General features: G+C 47.2%; 16 protein-coding genes. 13 read left to right on the top strand and 3 right to left on the bottom strand.

Annotated features, from left to right (window positions below; all coding sequences use genetic code 11):
- Nucleotides 1-33 precede the first annotated feature (33 nt).
- Complete coding sequence (locus tag C6P39_RS00800; protein ID WP_095174063.1) at nt 34-768, bottom strand: queuosine precursor transporter; 735 nt, start codon at nt 766-768, stop codon at nt 34-36.
- Nucleotides 761-1,489 (bottom strand): radical SAM protein, encoded by a 729-nt coding sequence (locus tag C6P39_RS00795; RefSeq protein WP_104802449.1) that lies wholly within the window; start codon nt 1,487-1,489, stop codon nt 761-763. The genes C6P39_RS00800 and C6P39_RS00795 overlap by 8 nt, the downstream gene beginning before the upstream one ends.
- Nucleotides 1,490-1,833: 344 nt before the next feature.
- On the opposite strand from C6P39_RS00795, the gene nrdR reads away from it, so the two are divergent.
- From nrdR to C6P39_RS00725, 13 genes are all read left to right on the top strand, one after another.
- Entirely contained in the window at nt 1,834-2,283 is a 450-nt protein-coding gene (gene nrdR, locus C6P39_RS00790) for a transcriptional regulator NrdR (RefSeq protein ID WP_095174068.1), read from the top strand.
- A 466-nt stretch (nt 2,284-2,749) separates the two neighbouring features.
- A complete protein-coding gene (locus tag C6P39_RS00785) occupies nt 2,750-4,321 on the top strand; it encodes an ABC transporter substrate-binding protein (protein WP_242986851.1) in 1,572 nt (523 codons plus the stop codon).
- Between the two features lie 31 nt (nt 4,322-4,352).
- Nucleotides 4,353-5,297: an ABC transporter permease gene (locus C6P39_RS00780; protein ID WP_104802448.1), complete on the top strand. Its 945-nt coding sequence runs from the start codon at nt 4,353-4,355 to the stop codon at nt 5,295-5,297.
- Between the two features lie 15 nt (nt 5,298-5,312).
- Nucleotides 5,313-6,125 (top strand): ABC transporter permease, encoded by an 813-nt coding sequence (locus C6P39_RS00775; protein WP_095174075.1) that lies wholly within the window; start codon nt 5,313-5,315, stop codon nt 6,123-6,125.
- A gap of 1 nt (nt 6,126) precedes the next feature.
- On the top strand, nt 6,127-6,960 hold the full coding sequence (locus tag C6P39_RS00770) for an ABC transporter ATP-binding protein (RefSeq protein ID WP_104802447.1): 834 nt from the start codon (nt 6,127-6,129) through the stop codon (nt 6,958-6,960).
- Complete coding sequence (locus tag C6P39_RS00765; RefSeq protein ID WP_242986849.1) at nt 6,960-7,685, top strand: ABC transporter ATP-binding protein; 726 nt, start codon at nt 6,960-6,962, stop codon at nt 7,683-7,685. The genes C6P39_RS00770 and C6P39_RS00765 overlap by 1 nt, the downstream gene beginning before the upstream one ends.
- 613 nt (nt 7,686-8,298) lie before the next feature.
- Nucleotides 8,299-9,519, top strand: coding sequence for an aminotransferase class I/II-fold pyridoxal phosphate-dependent enzyme (locus C6P39_RS00755; RefSeq protein WP_095174081.1), 1,221 nt, complete (start codon nt 8,299-8,301; stop codon nt 9,517-9,519).
- Between the two features lie 48 nt (nt 9,520-9,567).
- A complete protein-coding gene (locus C6P39_RS00750) occupies nt 9,568-10,956 on the top strand; it encodes an MATE family efflux transporter (RefSeq protein ID WP_104802444.1) in 1,389 nt (462 codons plus the stop codon).
- Between the two features lie 239 nt (nt 10,957-11,195).
- Nucleotides 11,196-11,630, top strand: coding sequence for a MarR family winged helix-turn-helix transcriptional regulator (locus tag C6P39_RS00745; RefSeq protein ID WP_065541015.1), 435 nt, complete (start codon nt 11,196-11,198; stop codon nt 11,628-11,630).
- An 18-nt stretch (nt 11,631-11,648) separates the two neighbouring features.
- Entirely contained in the window at nt 11,649-13,814 is a 2,166-nt protein-coding gene (locus tag C6P39_RS00740) for an ABC transporter ATP-binding protein (protein WP_095174086.1), read from the top strand.
- Entirely contained in the window at nt 13,807-15,651 is a 1,845-nt protein-coding gene (locus C6P39_RS00735) for an ABC transporter ATP-binding protein (RefSeq protein ID WP_095174088.1), read from the top strand. The genes C6P39_RS00740 and C6P39_RS00735 overlap by 8 nt, the downstream gene beginning before the upstream one ends.
- A 578-nt stretch (nt 15,652-16,229) precedes the next feature.
- Nucleotides 16,230-17,240, top strand: coding sequence for a 3-deoxy-7-phosphoheptulonate synthase (aroF, locus tag C6P39_RS00730; RefSeq protein ID WP_104802443.1), 1,011 nt, complete (start codon nt 16,230-16,232; stop codon nt 17,238-17,240).
- Between the two features lie 4 nt (nt 17,241-17,244).
- Nucleotides 17,245-19,452, top strand: a complete 2,208-nt coding sequence (locus C6P39_RS00725) for a DNA topoisomerase III (RefSeq protein ID WP_104802442.1) — start codon at nt 17,245-17,247, stop codon at nt 19,450-19,452.
- 501 nt (nt 19,453-19,953) lie between these two features.
- Here the strand turns inward: C6P39_RS00725 and C6P39_RS00720 are convergent.
- Nucleotides 19,954-20,307 carry an ArsR/SmtB family transcription factor gene (locus C6P39_RS00720; RefSeq protein WP_065541021.1) on the bottom strand — a complete coding sequence of 118 codons (354 nt, stop codon included), beginning with the start codon at nt 20,305-20,307 and terminating at the stop codon, nt 19,954-19,956.
- Nucleotides 20,308-20,503: the final 196 nt, after the last annotated feature.

Raw genomic sequence — 20,503 nt, 5'->3', positions numbered from 1 at the left:
ATACCGTTTTCAACAGCAGGCACCCTGAACAAGTTACAATTCAAGCGCAGCATTTTTCTTTTTTGCCGCGGCTCCATCTTTTTTATGTTTCATCCAACGCGCTAAATATACAAACGGTGTGTCAAGCAGACTGGTGAATACAAAAATCACATAGCTGGAAACACAGATATGCAGAAGCACCGGGAGCGGATACATGCCCCAAAATGCACCAAAGGTATATAACACGGTATTCAAAAGCTGCGATACCAAGGTGGAACCGTTATTACGCAGCCATAAAAAACTTTCCGCATCTCCAAACCGTTTTGTGGTAAATGCCCACCATTTATGATAGGCCCACACATCAAATTTCTGAGACACCGCGTAAACCAGCAGACTGGCAAAAAGCAGGCGCGGTGTGTTGGAAAAGATCGTATGGAACGCGGGACTTGCCCAGTCGTTAGCTGAAGGTGTATATAAAAGCCACATCTGGGAAACCAGTATAAAACAGCAGGAGGTACAGATTCCCAGGTTGACGGCTTTCTGTGCCTGTTTCTTTCCGCCGACCTCACTGATAATATCGGTCACAAGAAAAGACGAGGCAAACAGTACATTTCCCAGGGTCTGCTCCATGCCAAAAGCCTTCACCATGAGCAACACTTCAATGTTGGCAGTGATGGTACAGAAAACAGTCCATCCATACAGGCCGGACACATCAAAAAAGTAATATGCCAGCAATACAAAACTATAGATCAGTACCAGGGATACAATTAACAAAATTTCATTACTCATATTTGTCACCTACCCCAAATTCCGTATTTTCCATCAGGATATCAACCCGCTCATTCCCTATATAAACAGGATAAAGAGTTTGGGCAAATATCCGTATCACATCCCTGTCCGGCTTCATTTTAGTGGAATTCTCCACCATAACATTGATGCAGATCCTCTCAAAGAAAGAAAGCCCTGTCTCAATATCACTTTTCATAGAAGCATACGTCTGACCTGTAAGGCCGAACAACAGACATACTTCGTCTGCGTATTTGGCAATTTCTCGGGGAGAAGCGGCAGCAATTCCCTTTTGGAGAACCTTTTCACGAAATTCCTCATCAAAAGTCTCCACCCCCATCTTGATCTTCAGACAGATACCTTTTTCTGCGAAAAAATCACGTGCTGCCTGGATCGCATCCTTATGCATCCAGTGACATTCAAAATGCAGCTCCCGTATCCCTCTTTCCGCACAGACCTCACGAATCAGTTGTAAAGTCCTCTCATCCAGGTCACAAAAACTACCTGAGTTGATCACTTCCAGTCTGTGAAAACAGCCTGTGACCTTAGCAAGCTCGGCCTGATTCAAATGAAAGTTGGCTTCCTCATCCCTGGAAAAATCCAGATGATAATCACAGAATGTACAGCGGCGCCATTTACAGCCGCTTCCCCGAAGGAGCAAAATCTCCCGGGGATTCTTTTCCCGTATGACACTATAACGGTTACTTGGTTCCTGAATACTCATTTTTTTCTCTCCTTAGTTTTATTTATAGACAGGATGGTTACGAACTGTCTTTTTGGAATCCACCAAAAAACAGGGGTTTCCATGAGGCACATTCTAGCAGAAAGCCTGCAAAAATACAAGGGAAAATCATTGACGTAAGACGTCTATCTGTACTATACTAAGCCATAGATAACTTTACGTAACTATTCAGTAGGTCTGCGCATTCACTGCGCTGACCGTAAGAAAGTGTACCACGGCCAAGCAAAAATCCCATCGCCAAGGCGATTTTGCATGGATTCTTGTCTGTAACTGTGAGGATACTGAACAGTTATAACTTTACATAACATATCAAGGAGGACTTTTAAATGAAATGTCCATTTTGCAATCAAGACAACACCCGTGTCATAGATTCCAGACCGGTTCCAGATAATAATTCCATCCGAAGAAGGAGACAATGTGACGAGTGCGGCAAGCGCTTCACCACTTACGAGAAAATAGAGACGATCCCTCTGGTGGTCATCAAAAAAGACCAGAGCCGGGAGCAATACGACCGCACCAAAATCCAGGACGGCATCATGCGTGCCTGCTACAAACGTCCAATCTCGGTGGAACAGATTGAGAAGATCATCGACGAGATCGAAACTGAAATCTTCAACAAAGAAGACCGTGAAATCCCCAGCACCCAGATCGGTGAGATCGTCATGGACAAACTAAAAGACCTAGACGCCGTAACCTACGTCCGCTTCGCCTCCGTCTACCGCGAATTCAAAGACGTAAACACCTTCATGGACGAACTAAAAAAAATCCTGAATTAATTTTAAACAAAGTGCGTTCATCATAAATTACGCAAAATAAATATCATCCTCACCTATTTACTAAGCCCACCCATCAAACCTTCCGAAGCCATCCCGCTGCACCCCGCCAACACTCTCCCCCGGCAACATTATTTTTTCAGCCAAAACCTACAGGATTTGGAGGGGATGCGGGGGCCTGGGTGCGGGGGAAAATTCAGTAGGTTTAGTGGAGCGGCTGGCAGATCCACCTGCGGCAGTCACTTAATGAAGAGGCCGCTGCCGATGAATTTAGTGAATGCCAGCAGGTTAGCTGCCTGCCAGCGGAACGTCGGATGAATCTTCCCCCGCACCCAGGCCCCCGCATCCCCTCCAAATCTCGTAACCTCCCCATGTATCCTAAATAATACTTGCAATCCCCCCATCATTTCGATACAATAACCATGACAATTAAATAATGAGGGAACTTCTAATGTTTAAAGGAGAAACCATGAAAAGAGCAAGATTAATTTTAACACTTCTCTTTGCACTTACCCTGACTACTGTACTCGGCGGCTGCCAAGACAAAAAGGAAAGCGGTAAAGAGTCCAAAAACAACGAAAGTTCCACAGAAACAAAAGCGGAACCAACCATGGGAGGTTCCATTGTAGTAGGAATTCCTCAGGATATAGAGGATAGTCTTGACCCACACAAATCGGTAGCGGCAGGAACCAAAGAAGTCCTATTCAATATTTATGAAGGCTTAGTAAAGCCGGATGAAAAAGGCAATTACATGGATGCAGTAGCCCAGTCGCACACCATTTCAGAGGATGGCAGGACCTACACCTTTACACTGCGTGAAGGCGTAAAATTCCACAATGGAGCGGACGTTACCGTAGACGATGTGAAATATTCGATCGAGCGATGCGCCGGTATCACGGAAGGAACAGAACCGTTGATAGCGGCGTTTTCTAATGTGGAAAACGTTGAAACTCCCGATGACAAAACCATTGTCATCCATTTAAAAGAAGCCGACACAGAATTCCTGGCATACCTGATCGTGGCAGTTATCCCAAAAGATGTGCAGGACCTGGCAACCAATCCGGTGGGCACAGGCCCGTTTATGTATGAGTCCCGCTCCCCTCAGGAGAATATTAAGATCAAAAAATTCGCAGACTACTGGGATAGTGAGCATCAGGCATATCTGGATGAAGTTACCTTCAAAGTGGTAAGTGACAGCAATGCCATTGTGACGGGATTAAAAGGCGGCTCCCTGGATATGATGGCACGTATTGACTCCAACCAGTCTGCCCAGCTCAAAGGTGAGGATTTTACCATCTATGAAGGCGGCATGAATCTGGTACAGGCACTATATCTGAACAATGCGGAAGCCCCCTTTGATGATATAAAGGTACGTCAGGCTCTCTGTTATGCAGTGAACCGTCAGGATGTCCTGGATATGATCGCAGACGGAAAAGGAACCATAATCGGCAGCAGTATGTTCCCGGCTTTTGACAAATACTACATGCCTGAACTTGCAGACAAATACCCACAGGATGTGAAGAAAGCAAAAGAACTGCTGGCTGAAGCCGGATATCCGGATGGATTTGACATGACCATCACCGTACCGTCCAATTACCAGCAGCATGTGGACACAGCCCAGATTTTGGTGGAGCAGTTAAAACAGATCGGTGTCAACGCAGAGATCCAGCTTGTGGAATGGGACAGCTGGCTCAGTGATGTGTACGGTGACAGGAAATTCCAGTCCACTGTAGTTGGTGTGGATGCAGCTTATTTAAGCGGCCGGGCCCTGCTGGAGCGCTTTACCTCAGATGCTTCCAAAAACTTTATAAACTTCAGCAATGAAGAGTATGATAAACTCTATCAGCAGGTAAAGAAAAGCACAGACGACGAGGAACAGACAGAACTTTACAAAAAGATGGAAACCATTCTGGCGGATGATGCGGCAAATGTCTACATCCAGGATATGGCATCAGAGGTTGCACTGAGAAAGTCATACGGCGGCTTTACATTCTATCCTTTGTATGTGCTGGATATGGCAAAGATTTATAAGATAAAATAAAGAATGGGACACGGAAAAGGAGAAAGACAGAATGAAATATATTGTGAAAAAAATAGGTACTCTCATTATAACATTGTTAATTGTCTCTTTTCTGTCTTTTATGGCCTTTTCCGTGATTCCCGGTGACGCAGCAAAATCAAAACTGGGAACAGAGGCCACAAAAGAACAGGTAGAGGCATTACAGCATGAGATGGGGTTAGACAAACCGGTGCTTGTCCGTTACGGTCTGTGGCTAAAGAATTTTGTGACCGGCGATATGGGGGAATCCTACAGCTATTCCATGCCTGTTCGGGATATGCTGGCAGATAAAATACCGATCAATATCACTATGGTGCTGATAGGATTTTTAATTATCCTGCTGTTTTCCATTCCGCTCGGTATTTTTACTGCACAGCATGAGGGCGGCAGGCTTGACCGCCTTCTCATGACCTGTAATCAGGTGATCATGTCAGTACCCGGATTTTTTCTGGGTATCTTGATCACGTATTTGTTCGGACTGGTGCTCAGGTGGTTTACGCCCGGCGCGTATGTATCCCCCTCAGAAAGCTTCGGGGGATTTCTGGCATACCTCATAGCACCCAGTATAGCCATCGCACTCCCCAAAAGCGCAATGGCAGTGAAGATGCTGCGCAGTTCTGTGATCACACAGCTTCGTATGGACTATGTGCGGACTGCCTACAGCCGGGGAAACAGGGCAGGACGGGTCCTCTACAGGCATGTTTTGAAAAATGCACTGATCCCGGTGCTCACTTTCTGGGCTATGACCATTGCCGATATTATGGCAAACAGTATCATTCTGGAACAGGTATTTACCATTCCCGGTATGGGCAGTCTGTTGATCACTTCCATATCCAACAGGGATTACCCGGTTGTCCAGGGAATCATTGTGCTGATCGCGGCTATGGTGGTTATCATAAATTTCGCAGTGGATATTTTATATGGAAAAATAGACCCACGGATCCGCATGGATGCATAGGCAGGAGGAGAGAAGATGAGAAAAGACAGAAAAAAAATGCCAGGCAATTTGTTCGTCGGCGCTTCCCTTGCAGGATTCATGCTGTTGTTTTTATTGATCGGACTTTTGTATACCCCTTATGATCCGGATGCCATGAGCGGCGGAGCAAAATTTGCGGCACCTTCTTTGGCCCACCTGTTTGGATGTGACCAGTTTGGGCGGGATATTTTAAGCCGTGTCATGAAGGGGACGGGAACCACCTTTTTTGTGGGTGCGGCAACGGTCCTAATCGGAGGCGGGGCCGGACTTTTGGTGGGTGCGTTTACCGGATATTTTGGCGGGTGGCTGGACGAGGTGCTGATGCGTTTCAATGACGCTGTGGTTTCGTTTCCCAGCATTTTGCTGGCACTGGTATTTATCAGTATTTTAGGACCGGGAAAATATAACGTGATCCTGGCCCTTGGCGTGGTATTTATCCCAAGCTTTGCCCGTATGACCAGAAGTGAATTTATTTCCCAGAGGGAAATGGATTATGTAAAAAGTGCGAGACTGATGGGCGCATCCCATCTGCGGATCATTTTTGTGCATATTCTTCCCAATACGCTTCCCACAATTCTGGCAACGGCTGCCATTGGATTTAACAATGCTGTTTTGGCTGAGGCGGGGATGAGTTATCTGGGGATCGGCGTGCAGCCGCCGGATGCCAGCCTTGGAAGAATGCTGTCGGAATCCCAGGCGTATCTGGCAACAGCCCCCTGGTGTGCCCTGTTTCCGGGGGTGGCAGTTATCCTCCTGGCACTGGGATTTTCTTTACTGAGTGATGGTCTGCAGAAGAAAGGCGGGAAGTGATATGGCGTTATTGGAAATAAAAAATCTGGCAATTGAATTTCATGATACAGTCCCGCCTACGAAAATTGTGGAGGACATTTCTTTTTCTATGATGGAAGGAGAAATACTGGGGATTGTAGGAGAATCGGGTTCCGGAAAAACACAGACAGCTCTGTCTGTCATGGGACTTTTGGGGGAACACGCAAGAATGCCTAGGGGAGAGATCCTGTTTCAGGGCAGGGATATTCTGAAAATGCCAAAAGAAGAACTCTGGAGTATCCGGGGAAAAGAAATAGGCATTGTTTTTCAGGAACCCATGACTTCCTTAAACCCGGTAATGACAATCGGTGAACAGGTGGAAGAATCCATGGGCATCCACAGCTCTTACAGCGCACAGGAGCGAAAAGCAAAGGCTCTGGCGATGATGAAAAATGTGGAGCTTCCCAATCCGGAACTGTTGTACGGAAAGTATCCCCATCAGCTCTCAGGCGGTATGCGGCAGCGGGTCATGATCGCGGCAGCGCTTGTGATGGAACCTAAACTTTTGATCGCGGATGAGCCAACCACAGCATTGGATGTGACCATACAGGCACAGATCTTAAAACTCCTTCAGAGAATCAATAAAGAACAGGGTACGGCAATCCTCTTTATCTCCCATGATCTGGGAGTTATCCGCCACCTCTGCAGCCGTGTCATTGTGATGAACCGGGGGGAGGCCGTGGAACAGGGGAATGTGCAGGATATATTTGAACATCCTTCCATGGAATATACCAAGAAGCTTCTGGCTGCCATACCAAACCGAAGGACCTCGCTTAGAAAACGGGCGGCAGTGAAACAGGAAAGGAGTGATGGGTGATGGGACCTGTACTGGAAGTGAAGCATGTAAGCGCATCTTACCGGGAAGGCAGGATAGAGCAGCAGGTTTTAAAGGATGTTGATCTTATTGTCCGGGAGAATGAGATCCTGGGGCTTGTGGGGGAGAGCGGATGCGGAAAAACCACGCTTTCCAAAGCAATCTTAGGATTTGTGAATGTGCAGGAAGGTGAGATCATACATCACACGAAACATCCGCAGATGATATTCCAGGACCCATATTCTTCCCTCAATCCGGGAAAACGAGTGGAGTGGATTCTGGAGGAACCGCTGCGCATGCAGAAAGTTCCAAAAGAGGAGCGCCGAAGAAGAGTCCTGGCTATGGCAGAAAAGACGGGGCTTTCCGAGGAACATCTGAAGCGGCATCCCCGGGAATTGTCCGGCGGTCAGCGCCAGAGGGTGAGTATAGCGGTTTCCCTACTCCAGGGGGCACGGTTTATTATAGCGGACGAACCGGTATCCGCATTGGATGTGACGATCCAGAGGCAGATCATGGAACTGATCATAAAGCTTCAGGAGGAGATGAAGTTCTCCGTTCTTTTTATTTCCCATGATCTGAATGTGATCTACCAGATGTGCGACAGGGTTCTGGTGATGAAGGACGGAAGGATTGTGGAGGAAGGGGATGTGGAGGAGGTCTTTTTAAATCCCAAAGCTGCATATACAAAAGAGTTGATGGCAGCAACATTGGATGTGGAAGGAATGTGACATTTGGCGGACGCCGGGTCTGGTCATAAGCCTGCCTGAAACGCCCGTACAGGCAGGCTTTATGACCAGACCCGGCTGTTTTTCTAAGAAGCCAGTGTAATTTATAGGCCCTTCTGTCCGTGTTTTATCCATTTATTTGATGACTAGCGATTGCCAACTGTCCCACATTCAAAGTCAGCCGAACCCGGCCGCGGGCTTCCCTGCACGGGCGTTTAGGAGCGTTTAGAGAAGCTTACAAGATCCATGCGTTAGCAAGCACTTAGTGAAGAGCCCTAAGGCGATGAACTTAGTGCGGCTTACGCATTAGCTTGGAAGTTCTCTGCTCCCGCCCGTGCAGGGAAGCCTGCGGCCGGGTTCGGCGTCCGGGATACATTCCCTAACGGTTACAAACATAGCACTTTTTAACATATAAAAAGCATCATGCCGCTTGCGTTTTCCACGGCGAAGTGATAAAATTTTCAACATGATCAGCAAAAATTTTCCATTTGATACAGATAGGAAAGAAATTGTCTGAGTAGACTTCACGGCAGCCGCGTGAAAAAAGATATGCCTGAAAGGGTATATATAATGCTCCCAGAGGAATATATTGGGAAAAATGGAGAGGAGAGCTAACATGAGAACTTTTGATAAATCTTCAAAATTGGACAACGTTTGCTATGATGTCCGGGGACCGGTGCTGGATGAGGCGAACCGGATGCAGGAGAGTGGCATTGATGTTTTAAAATTAAACATCGGCAATCCGGCACCTTTTGGTTTCAATGCGCCGGAGGAAGTGATCCTGGATATGATCTACACACTCCGGGATTCTCAGGGATATTCAGATTCCCACGGGATATTTGCTGCCAGAAAAGCAATTATGCAGTATTGCCAGATCAAAAAAATAAAAGATGTTGCCCTGGAGGATATCTATACGGGTAACGGCGTCAGTGAACTCATCAATATGGTAACCCAGGGGCTTATTGATGACGGGGATGAGATCCTGGTACCTTCCCCGGACTATCCGCTGTGGACCGGCTGTGTGACACTGGCCGGAGGAAAGGCTGTGCATTATATCTGTGATGAGCAGTCGGACTGGTATCCGGATATAGAAGATATGCGCAGCAAGATCACGGATAAGACGAAAGCCATTGTGATCATCAATCCCAATAACCCCACGGGGGCTGTTTATCCGAAAGAGGTGCTGGAGGAGATCGCCGCCCTTGCCAGAGAGCATGATCTGATGATTTTCTCTGATGAGATCTATGACCGTTTGACCATGGACGGTGTGGTCCACCATTCTATCGCTGCCCTGGCTCCGGATGTGTTCTGTGTCACCATGAACGGCCTTTCCAAATCCCACATGGTGGCAGGTTTCCGCTGCGGATGGATGGTTCTGAGCGGACCGAAGGAGAGGGCAAAAGGGTATATTGAAGGGCTCAACATGCTGTCCAATATGCGCCTCTGCTCCAATGTTCCGGCACAGTCCATTGTGCAGACCGCCCTGGGTGGGTTTCAGAGTGTCCAGGAATACCTGCAGCCGGGGGGACGTATCTACGAACAGCGGGAATATATCTACAAAGCAGTCAATGATATTCCCGGACTGTCAGCTGTGAAGCCAAAAGCGGCTTTTTACATCTTCCCGAAGATAGACACAAAACGCTTTCATATTCTGGATGATGAGAAGTTTGTTCTGGACTTTTTGAAAGAGAAGAAGGTGCTCCTCACCCACGGCAAAGGATTTAACTGGGGGGAACCGGACCATTTCCGCATTGTCTATCTGCCTAATCTGGAACAGCTGAAAAGCGCGGCAGACAAGCTGGCTGATTTCCTGAGCGATTATCAGCAGAAGCTTTAAACATGGCACGCTCTGGGCCGGTCTTGTTGAAAGGAAGTGTAGTAATTAATGCAATGGATGAAAAAACTGCATGAGGCCCATAAGGAGGAGCATGATTTTTCCCAGGGAAATATCCCTGGGAATATTTTAAGGCTTTCGCTGCCGCTTATGGCAGGGCAGTTTATCAATGTGCTTTACAGTATTGTGGACAGAATGTACATAGGCCGTATTCCGGGGGCAGACTCCTCTGCTCTGACCGGCGTGGGGGTCTCGTTTCCCATTATCACGGTGGTCATGGCGTTTGCTTTCCTGATCGGAACAGGGGGGCCTCCGCTCTGCTCCATCGCAAGGGGAAAACAGGAGGATGACAAGGCAGAGACGATCATGGGAAATGCCTTTGCCCTGGTGGTGATCGCCGGTGTTCTGATCATTATCCTGGGTCTTTTAGTGAAACGGCCTCTGTTGTATGCGCTGGGCGCAAGTGATGCCACATTTCCCTATGCAAATGATTATATCAGCATTTATCTGCTGGGCAGTGTGTTTGTTATGATCAGTATGGGGATGAATGGATTTATAAACTGCCAGGGGTTTGCGGGAATCGGTATGCTGACGGTACTGATCGGGGCTGTTATCAATATTGTGCTGGACCCTGTATTTATTTTCCTGTTTCATATGGGAGTCCGGGGAGCGGCAATTGCCACAGTTATCTCCCAGGCGGTATCAGCCCTGTGGATCGTGTGGTTCCTGACAGGCAGGCGGACCCTTCTCAGACTCAGGGCAGGGTGTATGAAGCTGAAGATCACATATGTGAAAGACATTCTGGCTCTTGGACTTTCCGGGTTTATCATGCAGGCCACCAACTGTATGGTACAGATCGTCTGCAACGTTACGCTGCAGAGCTTTGGCGGGGATGTCTATGTGGGTGTCATGACCATCATCAACTCTGTGCGGGAAGTTCTGAGTGTCCCTGTCAATGGTTTTACGCAGGGGGCACAGCCGATCATAGGCTATAATTACGGTGCGGGTAAATATGATCGGGTAAAACAGGGAATTAAATTTATGTCTGTCATCTGCATTGGATATACCACGGTGGTCTGGATCCTGACCATGCTGGTACCCGGCGCCTTTATCGCCATTTTCAATGGAAGCGGGGAACTGATGGAGGCAGGCGTCCATGCTATGAGGATCTATTTCTTCGGATTCTGTTTTATGTCCCTGCAGTTTTCCGGGCAGACGGTCTTTACAGGCCTTGGAAAAGCTAAACAGGCAATTTTCTTTTCCCTGCTCAGGAAGGCTGTGATCGTGGTGCCGCTCACCCTCATCCTGCCCCACATGGCCGGTCTTGGAGTAAACGGCGTATTTTTGGCAGAGCCAATCTCGAATTTTATCGGAGGCATTGCCTGTTTTGTTACTATGCTGTGTATTATGTGGCCTGCGCTTTCCAGGAAAAAAGCATGACGAAAAAAAGAATAGTGATCATGGATATGCATCGTGCGATTGACGAAATTATCGTCTGCACGGTGCTTTTTTTGGCTGTTTTTTCGTTAGCCGGGTGTAACAAAAAGATTAGACGGCTAATAAAATAAGATAAAGAAAATATAAAAAAAGGATAAAATGTAGAGGATTATATTGAAATATGATAAATATTGGGATAAACTAAGTTAGTCGACTAACTAATGAGAAGGGAGGCGGTAGAGATGATATGCAAAAATGATGACAGTCTGCAAAGTCTGTTTTTAAAAACGACCCATATGTATTTTGGCAGGGCCTACGATGCGCTGCGGGAGATGGATGTGCATCCCAGGCAGGTGCCCATGCTTCATCTGCTGGGGAAAAAAGAGGGATTGAGTCAGCGGGAAATATCACAGGAGATGAAAATAAAACCTCCCACAGTAGCGGTCTCAATTAAAAGAATGGAGAAATCGGGTCTGATCATCCGCAGGACGGACGAGAAAGATCAGCGCATGAGCCGTATTTATCTGAGTCCCAAAGGACGCGAGCTTACCGAAAATGTCCAAAAAATGGTGGAAGACAGTGAAAATGCCATTTTCCGCGGCTTTTCTGAGAGCGAAATCTGTCTCATGAAACGGTTTTTCAAACAGATGATCGAGAACCTGGAACAGACCAAATAAACTAAAAGGAGTGACACCATGATAAAAATGTTTCATTACATGAAAGAGCGCTGGTACTATATTGTGCTGATCATTGCTCTTTTATTCCTGCAGGCCAATTGTGACCTGGCTCTGCCGGATTACACATCAAAAATCGTCAACATAGGAATCCAGCAGAAGGGGATCGAGGATGGAGTTCCGGAAAAGATCCGGAAAGAGTCCATGGAAAAGCTGTTTCTGTTTATGGAAGAAAAAGATGTTGATACTGTAAAGGATGCCTATACATTAAAAGGTGATACTTATGAATTAAAGGAAATGCATACAGACAAGAGAGAAAAGCTGAACAGCATTTTCGGCATGCCCATGATGGCTGTGGAAGGGCTGGAAGAAGGCGGAGACCAGGTGGAGCAGATCAAAGAAAAGATGCAGCTTCCCAAGGACGCAGATCTTTTCCAGGTATTTTCACAGATGCCAAAAGAACAGCTTCTGGAAATGATGGATGCCATGACCTCAAATATGAAAGATATGCCGGACTCCATTGTGACACAGGCGGCTGTGCAGTATGTGCAGCAGGAGTACGAAGGACAGGGGATTGATGTGGATCAGATGCAGATCCGCTATATACTGATGTCCGGTCTTAAAATGCTGGGGCTGGCACTTGTCATCATGCTGGCAGCCATAACCGTTACATTTTTATCGGCAAAGGTAGCGGCAATCCTGGGACGGAATCTGAGAAACGGCGTGTACCGGAAGGTTATATCCTTTTCCGGTGAGGAGCTGAATCATTTTTCCACAGCGTCCCTGATCACCAGAAGCACCAATGATATCCAGCAGGTACAGCAGGTATTTGCCATGATTTTCAGGATCGTGCTCTATGCGCCGATTCTGGGTATCGGCGGTGTCTTAAAAGTTCTGCAGACTGACGCCTCCATGACCTGGATTCTGGGTGTGGCTGTTGTGGCAATACTGATACTGGTGGGACTGCTTTTTAAGATTGCAATGCCCAAGTTCACCAAACTGCAGTATATGATTGATGAATTGAATCTGGTTTCCAGGGAGATACTGACCGGTATTCCGGTCATCCGGGCGTTCAGCCGTGAGAAACACGAGGAGGCACGTTTTGAGGATGCCAATGACAGACTGACAAAGACCAACCTGTTTGTCAACCGCTGTATGACATTTATGATGCCGGCTATGATGCTGATCATGAATGGTATTACCATTTTGATCGTCTACAACGGAGCTCATGCAGTGGATAACGGAACCATGCAGGTTGGAAATATGATGGCATTTATGCAGTATGCCATGCAGATCATCATGTCCTTTTTGATGATCACCATGATGTCTATTATGCTTCCTAGGGCAAGCGTTGCAGCTAAGCGTATCAATGAAGTTATGAATACAGAGATTTCCATTCTGGATGGTGAGGCCGGTGCACTGCCGGACAAAGGATCCAAAGGGGAAGTGCGCTTTGAACATGTGGGATTCTCCTATCCGGGGGCTGATGAGGAGACACTTACGGATATTGATTTCTCAGCACATAAAGGTGAGACCGTGGCATTTATCGGAAGTACCGGAAGCGGAAAAAGCACCCTGGTGAACCTGATCCCGAGATTTTTTGACGTAACATCAGGGCGGATCCTGGTAGACGGAGTGGATATCCGGGATATGAAGCTCACGGATCTTAGAGACCGTGTCGGTTATGTTCCGCAGAAGGGTGTGCTCTTCTCCGGAACCATTGATTCCAATATCCGTTACGGAAAAGAGGATGCAACGGACGCAGAGGTACAGCGTGCAGCTGAAGTAGCCCAGGCTTGGGATTTCATCCAGGAGAAGGAAGAGAAGATGGAATCTGAAATATCCCAGGGAGGCACCAACGTATCCGGTGGTCAGAAACAGCGCCTCTCCATTGCCAGAGCCATTGCGAAACGTCCGGAGATCTATATCTTTGATGACAGTTTTTCTGCCCTTGACTACAAGACAGATGTGGTGCTCCGCCGTGCGCTGAAAAAAGAGACCAAGGATGCCACGACCCTGATAGTCGCACAGCGTATTAGCACAATTTTACATGCAGACCGTATTCTCGTTCTGGATGAAGGACGCGTGGTCGGTCAGGGAACCCATAAAGAGCTTTTGAAATCCTGTGAGGTATATCGTCAGATTGCCATGTCACAGCTGTCGGAGGAGGAATTGGCTAATGAGTAATACTGCGAGAAGACCGAGAGGGCCGATGGGTGGTCACGGAAAAGGAATGCCGGGGGAGAAGGCAAAAGATTTTAAGGGAGCCATGAAACGCCTGGTGAAATACATGGAACGGTATAAGTTCCGTTTGATGCTGATGATCCTGTTTGCTGTGGGAGGCACGGTATTTAATATTGTGGGACCTAAGATTTTAGGCAAGGCCACCACAGAGCTGTTTAACGGACTGGTGTCCAAGATAAACGGCGGCAGCGGGATCAATTTTGACAAGATTGTTCAGATTCTTTTGGGATGCCTCTGCCTGTACCTGGTCAGCGCCCTGCTGTCCTTTATCCAGGGATTTATCATGACCGGGATATCCAATGATGTGACGTACAGCCTGAGAAAAGATATTTCCCAGAAGATCAACAGAATTCCTATGAAATATTTTGAGAGCAGGACCCACGGTGAGATCCTTTCACGTATCACCAATGATGTGGATACTCTGCAGATGGGGATCAACCAGAGTGTGACCCAGCTCATCACCTCCTGCACCACATTGATCGGTGTGCTTGTGATGATGCTGAGTATCAATGTATGGATGACACTGGCTGCACTGCTGATCCTGCCTATATCCATGGCGATTATCAGTAAAGTCATGAAACATTCTCAGAAATATTTCCAGGCACAGCAGAAATATCTGGGTGAAGTAAACGGGCAGGTGGAAGAAATATACAGCGGACACAACGTGGTAAAGGCCTTCAACAAGGAAGAGTCCGTGATCGGTGAATTTGAAAAGACAAATGAAAAGCTGTACAGCTCTGCATGGCGTTCCCAGTTTTTCTCAGGCATGATGATGCCTATCATGCAGTTTGTGGGAAATCTGGGGTATGTGATGGTTGCCCTTCTGGGTGGATTTATGGTAATTAAGAGTAAGATCGAAGTGGGTGATGTGCAGGCGTTTTTCCAGTATATCAGAAACTTTACGCAGCCTATCCAGCAGATCGCCCAGGTGACAAATATGCTGCAGTCTTCAGCCGCTGCATCTGAGAGGGTATTTGAATTTCTGGATGTTGAGGAGGAAGTGCAGACTGTGGAAAATCCCGCAGATGTAAGCCATATTGACGGCAATGTGGAAATCTGCCATACTTCTTTTGGCTATGACCCGAATAAGATCATTATCCACGATTTCTCTGCTTCCGTAAAAGCAGGGCAGAAAGTGGCAATCGTAGGACCGACGGGTGCCGGCAAGACGACTATGATCAAGCTGCTGATGCGGTTCTATGATGTGAACACAGGAGAGATCCTCATTGACGGTCATAATATTAAAGACTTTAACAGAAGTGAGCTGCGGGAACTGTTCGGTATGGTACTGCAGGATACCTGGCTGTTCCACGGGACCATTATGGAAAATATCCGCTATGGACGGCTGGATGCCACAGACGAAGAGGTGATCGCAGCGGCGAAAGCAGCACACGCACATCATTTCATTATGTCACAGCCGGGCGGTTACCAGATGGTGCTGAATGAGGAGACAAACAATATTTCCCAGGGACAGAAACAGCTTCTGACTATTGCCAGGGCCATCCTGGCGGATAACAGGATCCTGATCCTGGATGAGGCTACTTCCTCTGTGGATACCAGAACAGAAGAACGGATTCAGAAGGCCATGGATAACCTGATGAAGGGCAGGACCAGCTTTGTGATTGCCCATCGTCTTTCTACGATCCGGGATGCGGATTTGATTCTGGTCATGAAAGACGGAGATATCATTGAACAGGGTACCCATGAAGCACTGCTTGAGGCAGGCGGATTTTATGCGAATCTGTATAACAGCCAGTTTGAGAGGGCTGAGGCGATGTAAATGCATTTCGACATTCTGCACGCCATGCTTTGCGGTATGTTTACTCCCAATTCGGACAGCGCAGCCCGCTGCGCCTTCCTTTTGGATGTCAAAAACACAGGACAAAGGTCAAAACGCCGGACCTTTGTCCTTTTTTTGATTTAATCCTTCTGCCGGATAGTTCCAAAGAGAAAGATAAGACAGGCAAAATTACCGTATTGCCGCTCTTGGTCTCCTGAGCGTGTGTGGCAAAGGGGATGGAAACTGTCTTTTTTGACTTGCGATTTAAAGCGTAACAGTTTAAAGCGATAAATAAAATAACCATAAAGTTATTGACAAAGTAAGGGCGGGGGAGTATTATGAGGGATATCAAAGTGAGATTGAGGTTTTATTATGTCAGCAGAAATGAACGTATGGACAAAAGCATATTATTTTGGCTTTCTGGGTTATTTTTATAACGCAGGTTCTTTTTGCTACGGTAAAACATCTGTTTCATAAAGTCTTTTAGATTATAAAAGATAGTGAAAGCTGACCGGTGTTTGCGCGTAGCAGACATCGGTTTTTTATGTTTAAAATTTATTATATGGAGGATTAGGAATATGATCATTGTATTGAAAAAAGGCGCGGATGACAGAAAAGTGGAGGAACTGAAAAAGAGTCTGCTGGAGAGAGGTCTGAAGCTTCACTTGTCAGAAGGACTGGATACCACGCTGATCGGATTGATCGGAGATACCACAGAGCTGCAGGAAGACCAGTTTGAGGCTCTGGAAGTAGTGGAGTCTGTAAAGAGGATCAAGGAGCCTTACAAGAAGGCAAACAGAAGCATGCATCCTGCAGATACAGTGATCGACGTGTGCGGAAGGAAGATCGGGGGCGGGAATTTTCAGGTGATCGCAGGTCCCTGTTCTGTGGAGACAAGAGAGCAGATGATTGAAGTGGCGGAGGATGTGAAAAGGTCCGGTGCAGGGCTTTTGAGAGGAGGGGCATTCAAACCCAGAACATCCCCGTACTCTTTCCAGGGTCTGGGGGATGAAGGGCTGAAGCTGCTGCTGGAGGCTAAGAAACAGACCGGGCTTCCCATTGTCACTGAGATCATGCGTCTGGGACATTTGGATTTATTTGAGGATGTGGATGTCATTCAGGTGGGTACCAGAAATATGCAGAACTTTGAACTGTTGAAGGAACTGGGAAAACTGAAAAAACCCATTCTTCTCAAACGCGGCATGGCCAACACTCTGGACGAACTGCTTATGAGTGCGGAATACATAATGGCAGGCGGCAATGAGAACGTGATCCTCTGTGAGCGGGGTATCCGTACCTTTGAAACTTCCATGCGGAACACACTGGATATCTCCGCAATCCCTATGCTGAAGAAAAAGACACATCTGCCTGTCATAATCGACCCAAGCCATGCGGCAGGGATCCGTTTCATGGTAGAGCCTCTTACTATGGCGGCTATCGCGGCGGGAGCTGACGGAGTGATGATCGAAGTGCACAATAATCCGGAAAAAGCACTGTGTGATGGAATGCAGTCTTTGACACCAGCCATGTTTGACGATATAATGCAGAAAGTGAAGAAGACAACAGAATTTTTTGGAAAGGTAATGTAATTGCATGAAATCATTAGTTATAGCAGAAAAACCATCCGTTGCCCGGGATATAGCCAGGGTACTGGGATGCGGCAAAAAATTAAACGGCGCCATGGAGGGCGGCAGATATATTGTGACCTGGGCTCTGGGCCATCTGGTCACCTTAGATGACCCGGAAGGCTATGACAAAAAGTACAGAGAGTGGAAAATGGAGCACCTCCCTATGATCCCAAAGAAAATGGAGCTTGTGGTGATCAAACAGACAGCCAAACAGTACAATGCTGTCAAAACACAGCTCTACAGAAACGATGTGGGAGAGATCATCATTGCCACCGACGCCGGACGGGAGGGAGAACTGGTAGCCCGATGGATCCTGGAAAAAGCAAACTGCCGGAAACCCATCAAGCGTCTGTGGATATCCTCAGTCACTGACAAGGCAATCCGGGACGGGTTTGCCCACTTAAAAGACGGAAGAGACTACAATAACCTTTATGCTGCCGCCGTCTCCCGCGCAGAAGCTGACTGGCTGGTAGGAATCAATGCCACAAGAGCTCTGACCTGTAAATACAATGCCCAGCTCTCCTGCGGCCGTGTCCAGACACCAACCCTTGCCATGATAGCAAAACGCGAAGAGGAGATCAGAAACTTCAGACCCGTTGATTTCTATGGTATGACGGTTCTCTCCGGAGGCATTCAGTTTACCTGGCAGGACAAAAAGAGCGGTTCCTGCCGTTCCTTCCAGCAGGAGAAGATGGAATCCCTGTTAAAAGAGGTAAGAGCAGGCTCCCTGACCATAGAATCCATTGACAAAACGGCAAAAAAGACCTTTTCACCGGGCCTTTACGATTTGACAGAACTCCAGAGAGATGCCAACAAAAAATTCGGTTTCTCCGCAAAAGAGACACTGAACATTATGCAGCGCCTTTACGAAAACCATAAAGTCCTCACCTATCCCAGGACAGACTCCCGCTATATAGGAAGCGACGTGGTGGGAACCCTGAAAGAAAGACTGAAAGCCTGTGCAGTAGGCCCCTACCGCAAACTGGCGGGCAGCCTCGCCATGAAACCCATAAAAGCCAGCAAATCCTTTGTGGACGATAAAAAGGTAAGCGATCATCACGCTATCATCCCCACAGAACAATTTGTTCAGCTGGACCACATGACAAACGAAGAACGCAAAATATACGATCTGGTGGTACGTCGTTTCTTAAGTGTTCTCATGCCGCCCTTTGAATACGAGCAGACAACAGTAAAAGCCCAGGCAGCAGGAGAAATCTTCCTGGCAAAAGGAAAAATAGTAAAAAGTCCAGGCTGGAAAGAAGCCTACGACAGCGGCTGGTCCGACGATGATGACGAGGAAGAATACGGCACAAACCGGGAACCGGCCTTAAAAGACCAGACCCTGCCAGCCGTGAAAAAAGGTGACACTTTCCCCGCCTCCAAAGCAGAGCTGATCACAGGGAAAACAAAACCTCCGGCTCATTTTAACGAGGCAACCCTGCTTTCCGCCATGGAAAATCCTATAAAATTCATGGAGAGCCATGATGCAAAAGCAGCCAAAACACTGGGAGAGACAGGGGGCCTTGGCACAGTAGCCACCCGTGCAGACATCATTGACAAACTTTTTAATACCTTCCTGATGGAGAAACGCGGCAAAGACATCTACATCACCTCCAAAGCCAAACAACTTCTGGAGCTGGTACCGGAGGACCTGAGAAAACCGGAGCTGACTGCAGATTGGGAGATGAAACTCTCCAAGATCGCAGACGGAAGACTCAAAAAAGAAGCCTTCCTCTCAGACATCAAAGACTACACCCAGGACATCATCCAGGAGATCAAAACCGGAGACGGCACCTTCCGCCACGACAACCTGACCAACACAAAATGTCCTGTCTGCGGCAAACGTATGCTCTCCGTTAACGGCAAAAACAGCAAACTCCTGGTCTGCCAGGACCTCGAGTGCGGTCACCGGGAAACCATTTCCCGCACCAGCAACGCCCGCTGCCCCAAATGCCACAAACGCATGGAGCTCTACGTCAAAGGCAAGGAAGAGACCTTCATCTGCCCCTGCGGCTACAAAGAAAAACTCTCCTCCTTCCAGTCCCGCCGCGAAAAAGAAGGTGCCGGCGTCTCCAAAAAAGACGTCCAGAAATACCTATCCAAACAAAAAAAAGAAGCCGCCGAACCCTTAAACAATGCCTTCGCCGACGCCTTCGCAAAACTAAAACTATAATCATCAAAAATAGAATCCTGCCAGGGGCTTTCCAAAACACAACAACCAAGAAAGCCCCCGGCATCTATAAAATCAATCATAATTCACAACAAGCCTTTATCTTAGCCTTAGAAATCTTTATCCTTTTCTAATCTGGCCTTTATAAATATGGCTTTTATAAATATGACCTTTATATATATGACCTTTTATATATAACCTTTGGCATTACCACCATCACAACCATCCGCCCACAACAGTCAGATACACCCCTGGGATACGGGCCATGGAATATTGGGAGCGAGTGGATAATTTTCTTACGGAAAACAGCAGCCCGAATGGGGGAGAAAATTTGCTTACCAGAGCAAATTTTCAGCATGGCTGAGCAGCCGAATCATCAGATTCGGGTGCGGTTCCATGCGGTGCCCCCATTCGGGCTGCTGTTTTCCGTAAGAAAATTACCACAAGCGGACTATTCCGTGGCCTGTATCCCAGGGGTGTATCGTCCGTGAGCCACATATTCATCTACTCCTGCACATGCTCCAACCCCTGACTAAGTATAGTCTCCACATGTGCATCCGCCAAAGAATAATAAACCGTCTTCCCCTCCCGCCGAAACTTCACCAGCTTAATCTGCTTCAACACCCTAAGCTGATGCGAGATCGCACTCTGCGTCATATTCAGCACCGACGCAATATCACACACACACAATTCCCCGGCTGACAAAGCATACAAAATCCGAATTCTGGTAGGATCCCCAAAAACTTTAAACAGATCTGCCAGACCATACAGCGTATTGTCATCCGGTATTACCTTTTTTTGTATATGTTCATGCTTATGCACACAATCACACACATCTACCGTTTCATCCATTTTCATAAACAAATCATTCCTTTCATTCCTTTAGTTTATAGGAAAAAAACCTTTTCTGCAAGTATATCCAATGCAAAAACACGGTCATGTCTGATAAATTTATAGAATGTTTAGAAAAATTTTTCTTGTTACCTGCCTTTTCTTATGGTAAAATATCGTTATGCTAAAGCGATGAAGATAAAAGAACAAGGGGGAATCTAAA

Source organism: Blautia marasmi (assembly GCF_900258535.1).
Lineage (GTDB): Bacteria > Bacillota > Clostridia > Lachnospirales > Lachnospiraceae > Blautia > Blautia hominis.
The sequence above is the reverse complement of the archived record's forward strand: the minus strand, read 5'-3'. Positions and strand labels throughout refer to the sequence as shown.

Bases quoted from the DNA above. Each gene is read 5' to 3' on its own strand.
- C6P39_RS00750 (WP_104802444.1), top strand. From the start codon at position 9,568: ATGCAATGGATGAAAAAACTGCATGAGGCCCATAAGGAGGAGCATGAT.
- aroF (WP_104802443.1), top strand. From the start codon at position 16,230: ATGATCATTGTATTGAAAAAAGGCGCGGATGACAGAAAAGTGGAGGAA.
- C6P39_RS00740 (WP_095174086.1), top strand. From the start codon at position 11,649: ATGATAAAAATGTTTCATTACATGAAAGAGCGCTGGTACTATATTGTG.
- C6P39_RS00800 (WP_095174063.1), bottom strand. From the start codon at position 768: ATGAGTAATGAAATTTTGTTAATTGTATCCCTGGTACTGATCTATAGT.
- nrdR (WP_095174068.1), top strand. From the start codon at position 1,834: ATGAAATGTCCATTTTGCAATCAAGACAACACCCGTGTCATAGATTCC.
- C6P39_RS00735 (WP_095174088.1), top strand. From the start codon at position 13,807: ATGAGTAATACTGCGAGAAGACCGAGAGGGCCGATGGGTGGTCACGGA.
- C6P39_RS00745 (WP_065541015.1), top strand. From the start codon at position 11,196: ATGATATGCAAAAATGATGACAGTCTGCAAAGTCTGTTTTTAAAAACG.
- C6P39_RS00720 (WP_065541021.1), bottom strand. From the start codon at position 20,307: ATGAAAATGGATGAAACGGTAGATGTGTGTGATTGTGTGCATAAGCAT.
- C6P39_RS00755 (WP_095174081.1), top strand. From the start codon at position 8,299: ATGAGAACTTTTGATAAATCTTCAAAATTGGACAACGTTTGCTATGAT.
- C6P39_RS00765 (WP_242986849.1), top strand. From the start codon at position 6,960: ATGGGACCTGTACTGGAAGTGAAGCATGTAAGCGCATCTTACCGGGAA.
- C6P39_RS00780 (WP_104802448.1), top strand. From the start codon at position 4,353: ATGAAATATATTGTGAAAAAAATAGGTACTCTCATTATAACATTGTTA.
- C6P39_RS00775 (WP_095174075.1), top strand. From the start codon at position 5,313: ATGAGAAAAGACAGAAAAAAAATGCCAGGCAATTTGTTCGTCGGCGCT.
- C6P39_RS00795 (WP_104802449.1), bottom strand. From the start codon at position 1,489: ATGAGTATTCAGGAACCAAGTAACCGTTATAGTGTCATACGGGAAAAG.
- C6P39_RS00785 (WP_242986851.1), top strand. From the start codon at position 2,750: ATGAAAAGAGCAAGATTAATTTTAACACTTCTCTTTGCACTTACCCTG.
- C6P39_RS00725 (WP_104802442.1), top strand. From the start codon at position 17,245: ATGAAATCATTAGTTATAGCAGAAAAACCATCCGTTGCCCGGGATATA.
- C6P39_RS00770 (WP_104802447.1), top strand. From the start codon at position 6,127: ATGGCGTTATTGGAAATAAAAAATCTGGCAATTGAATTTCATGATACA.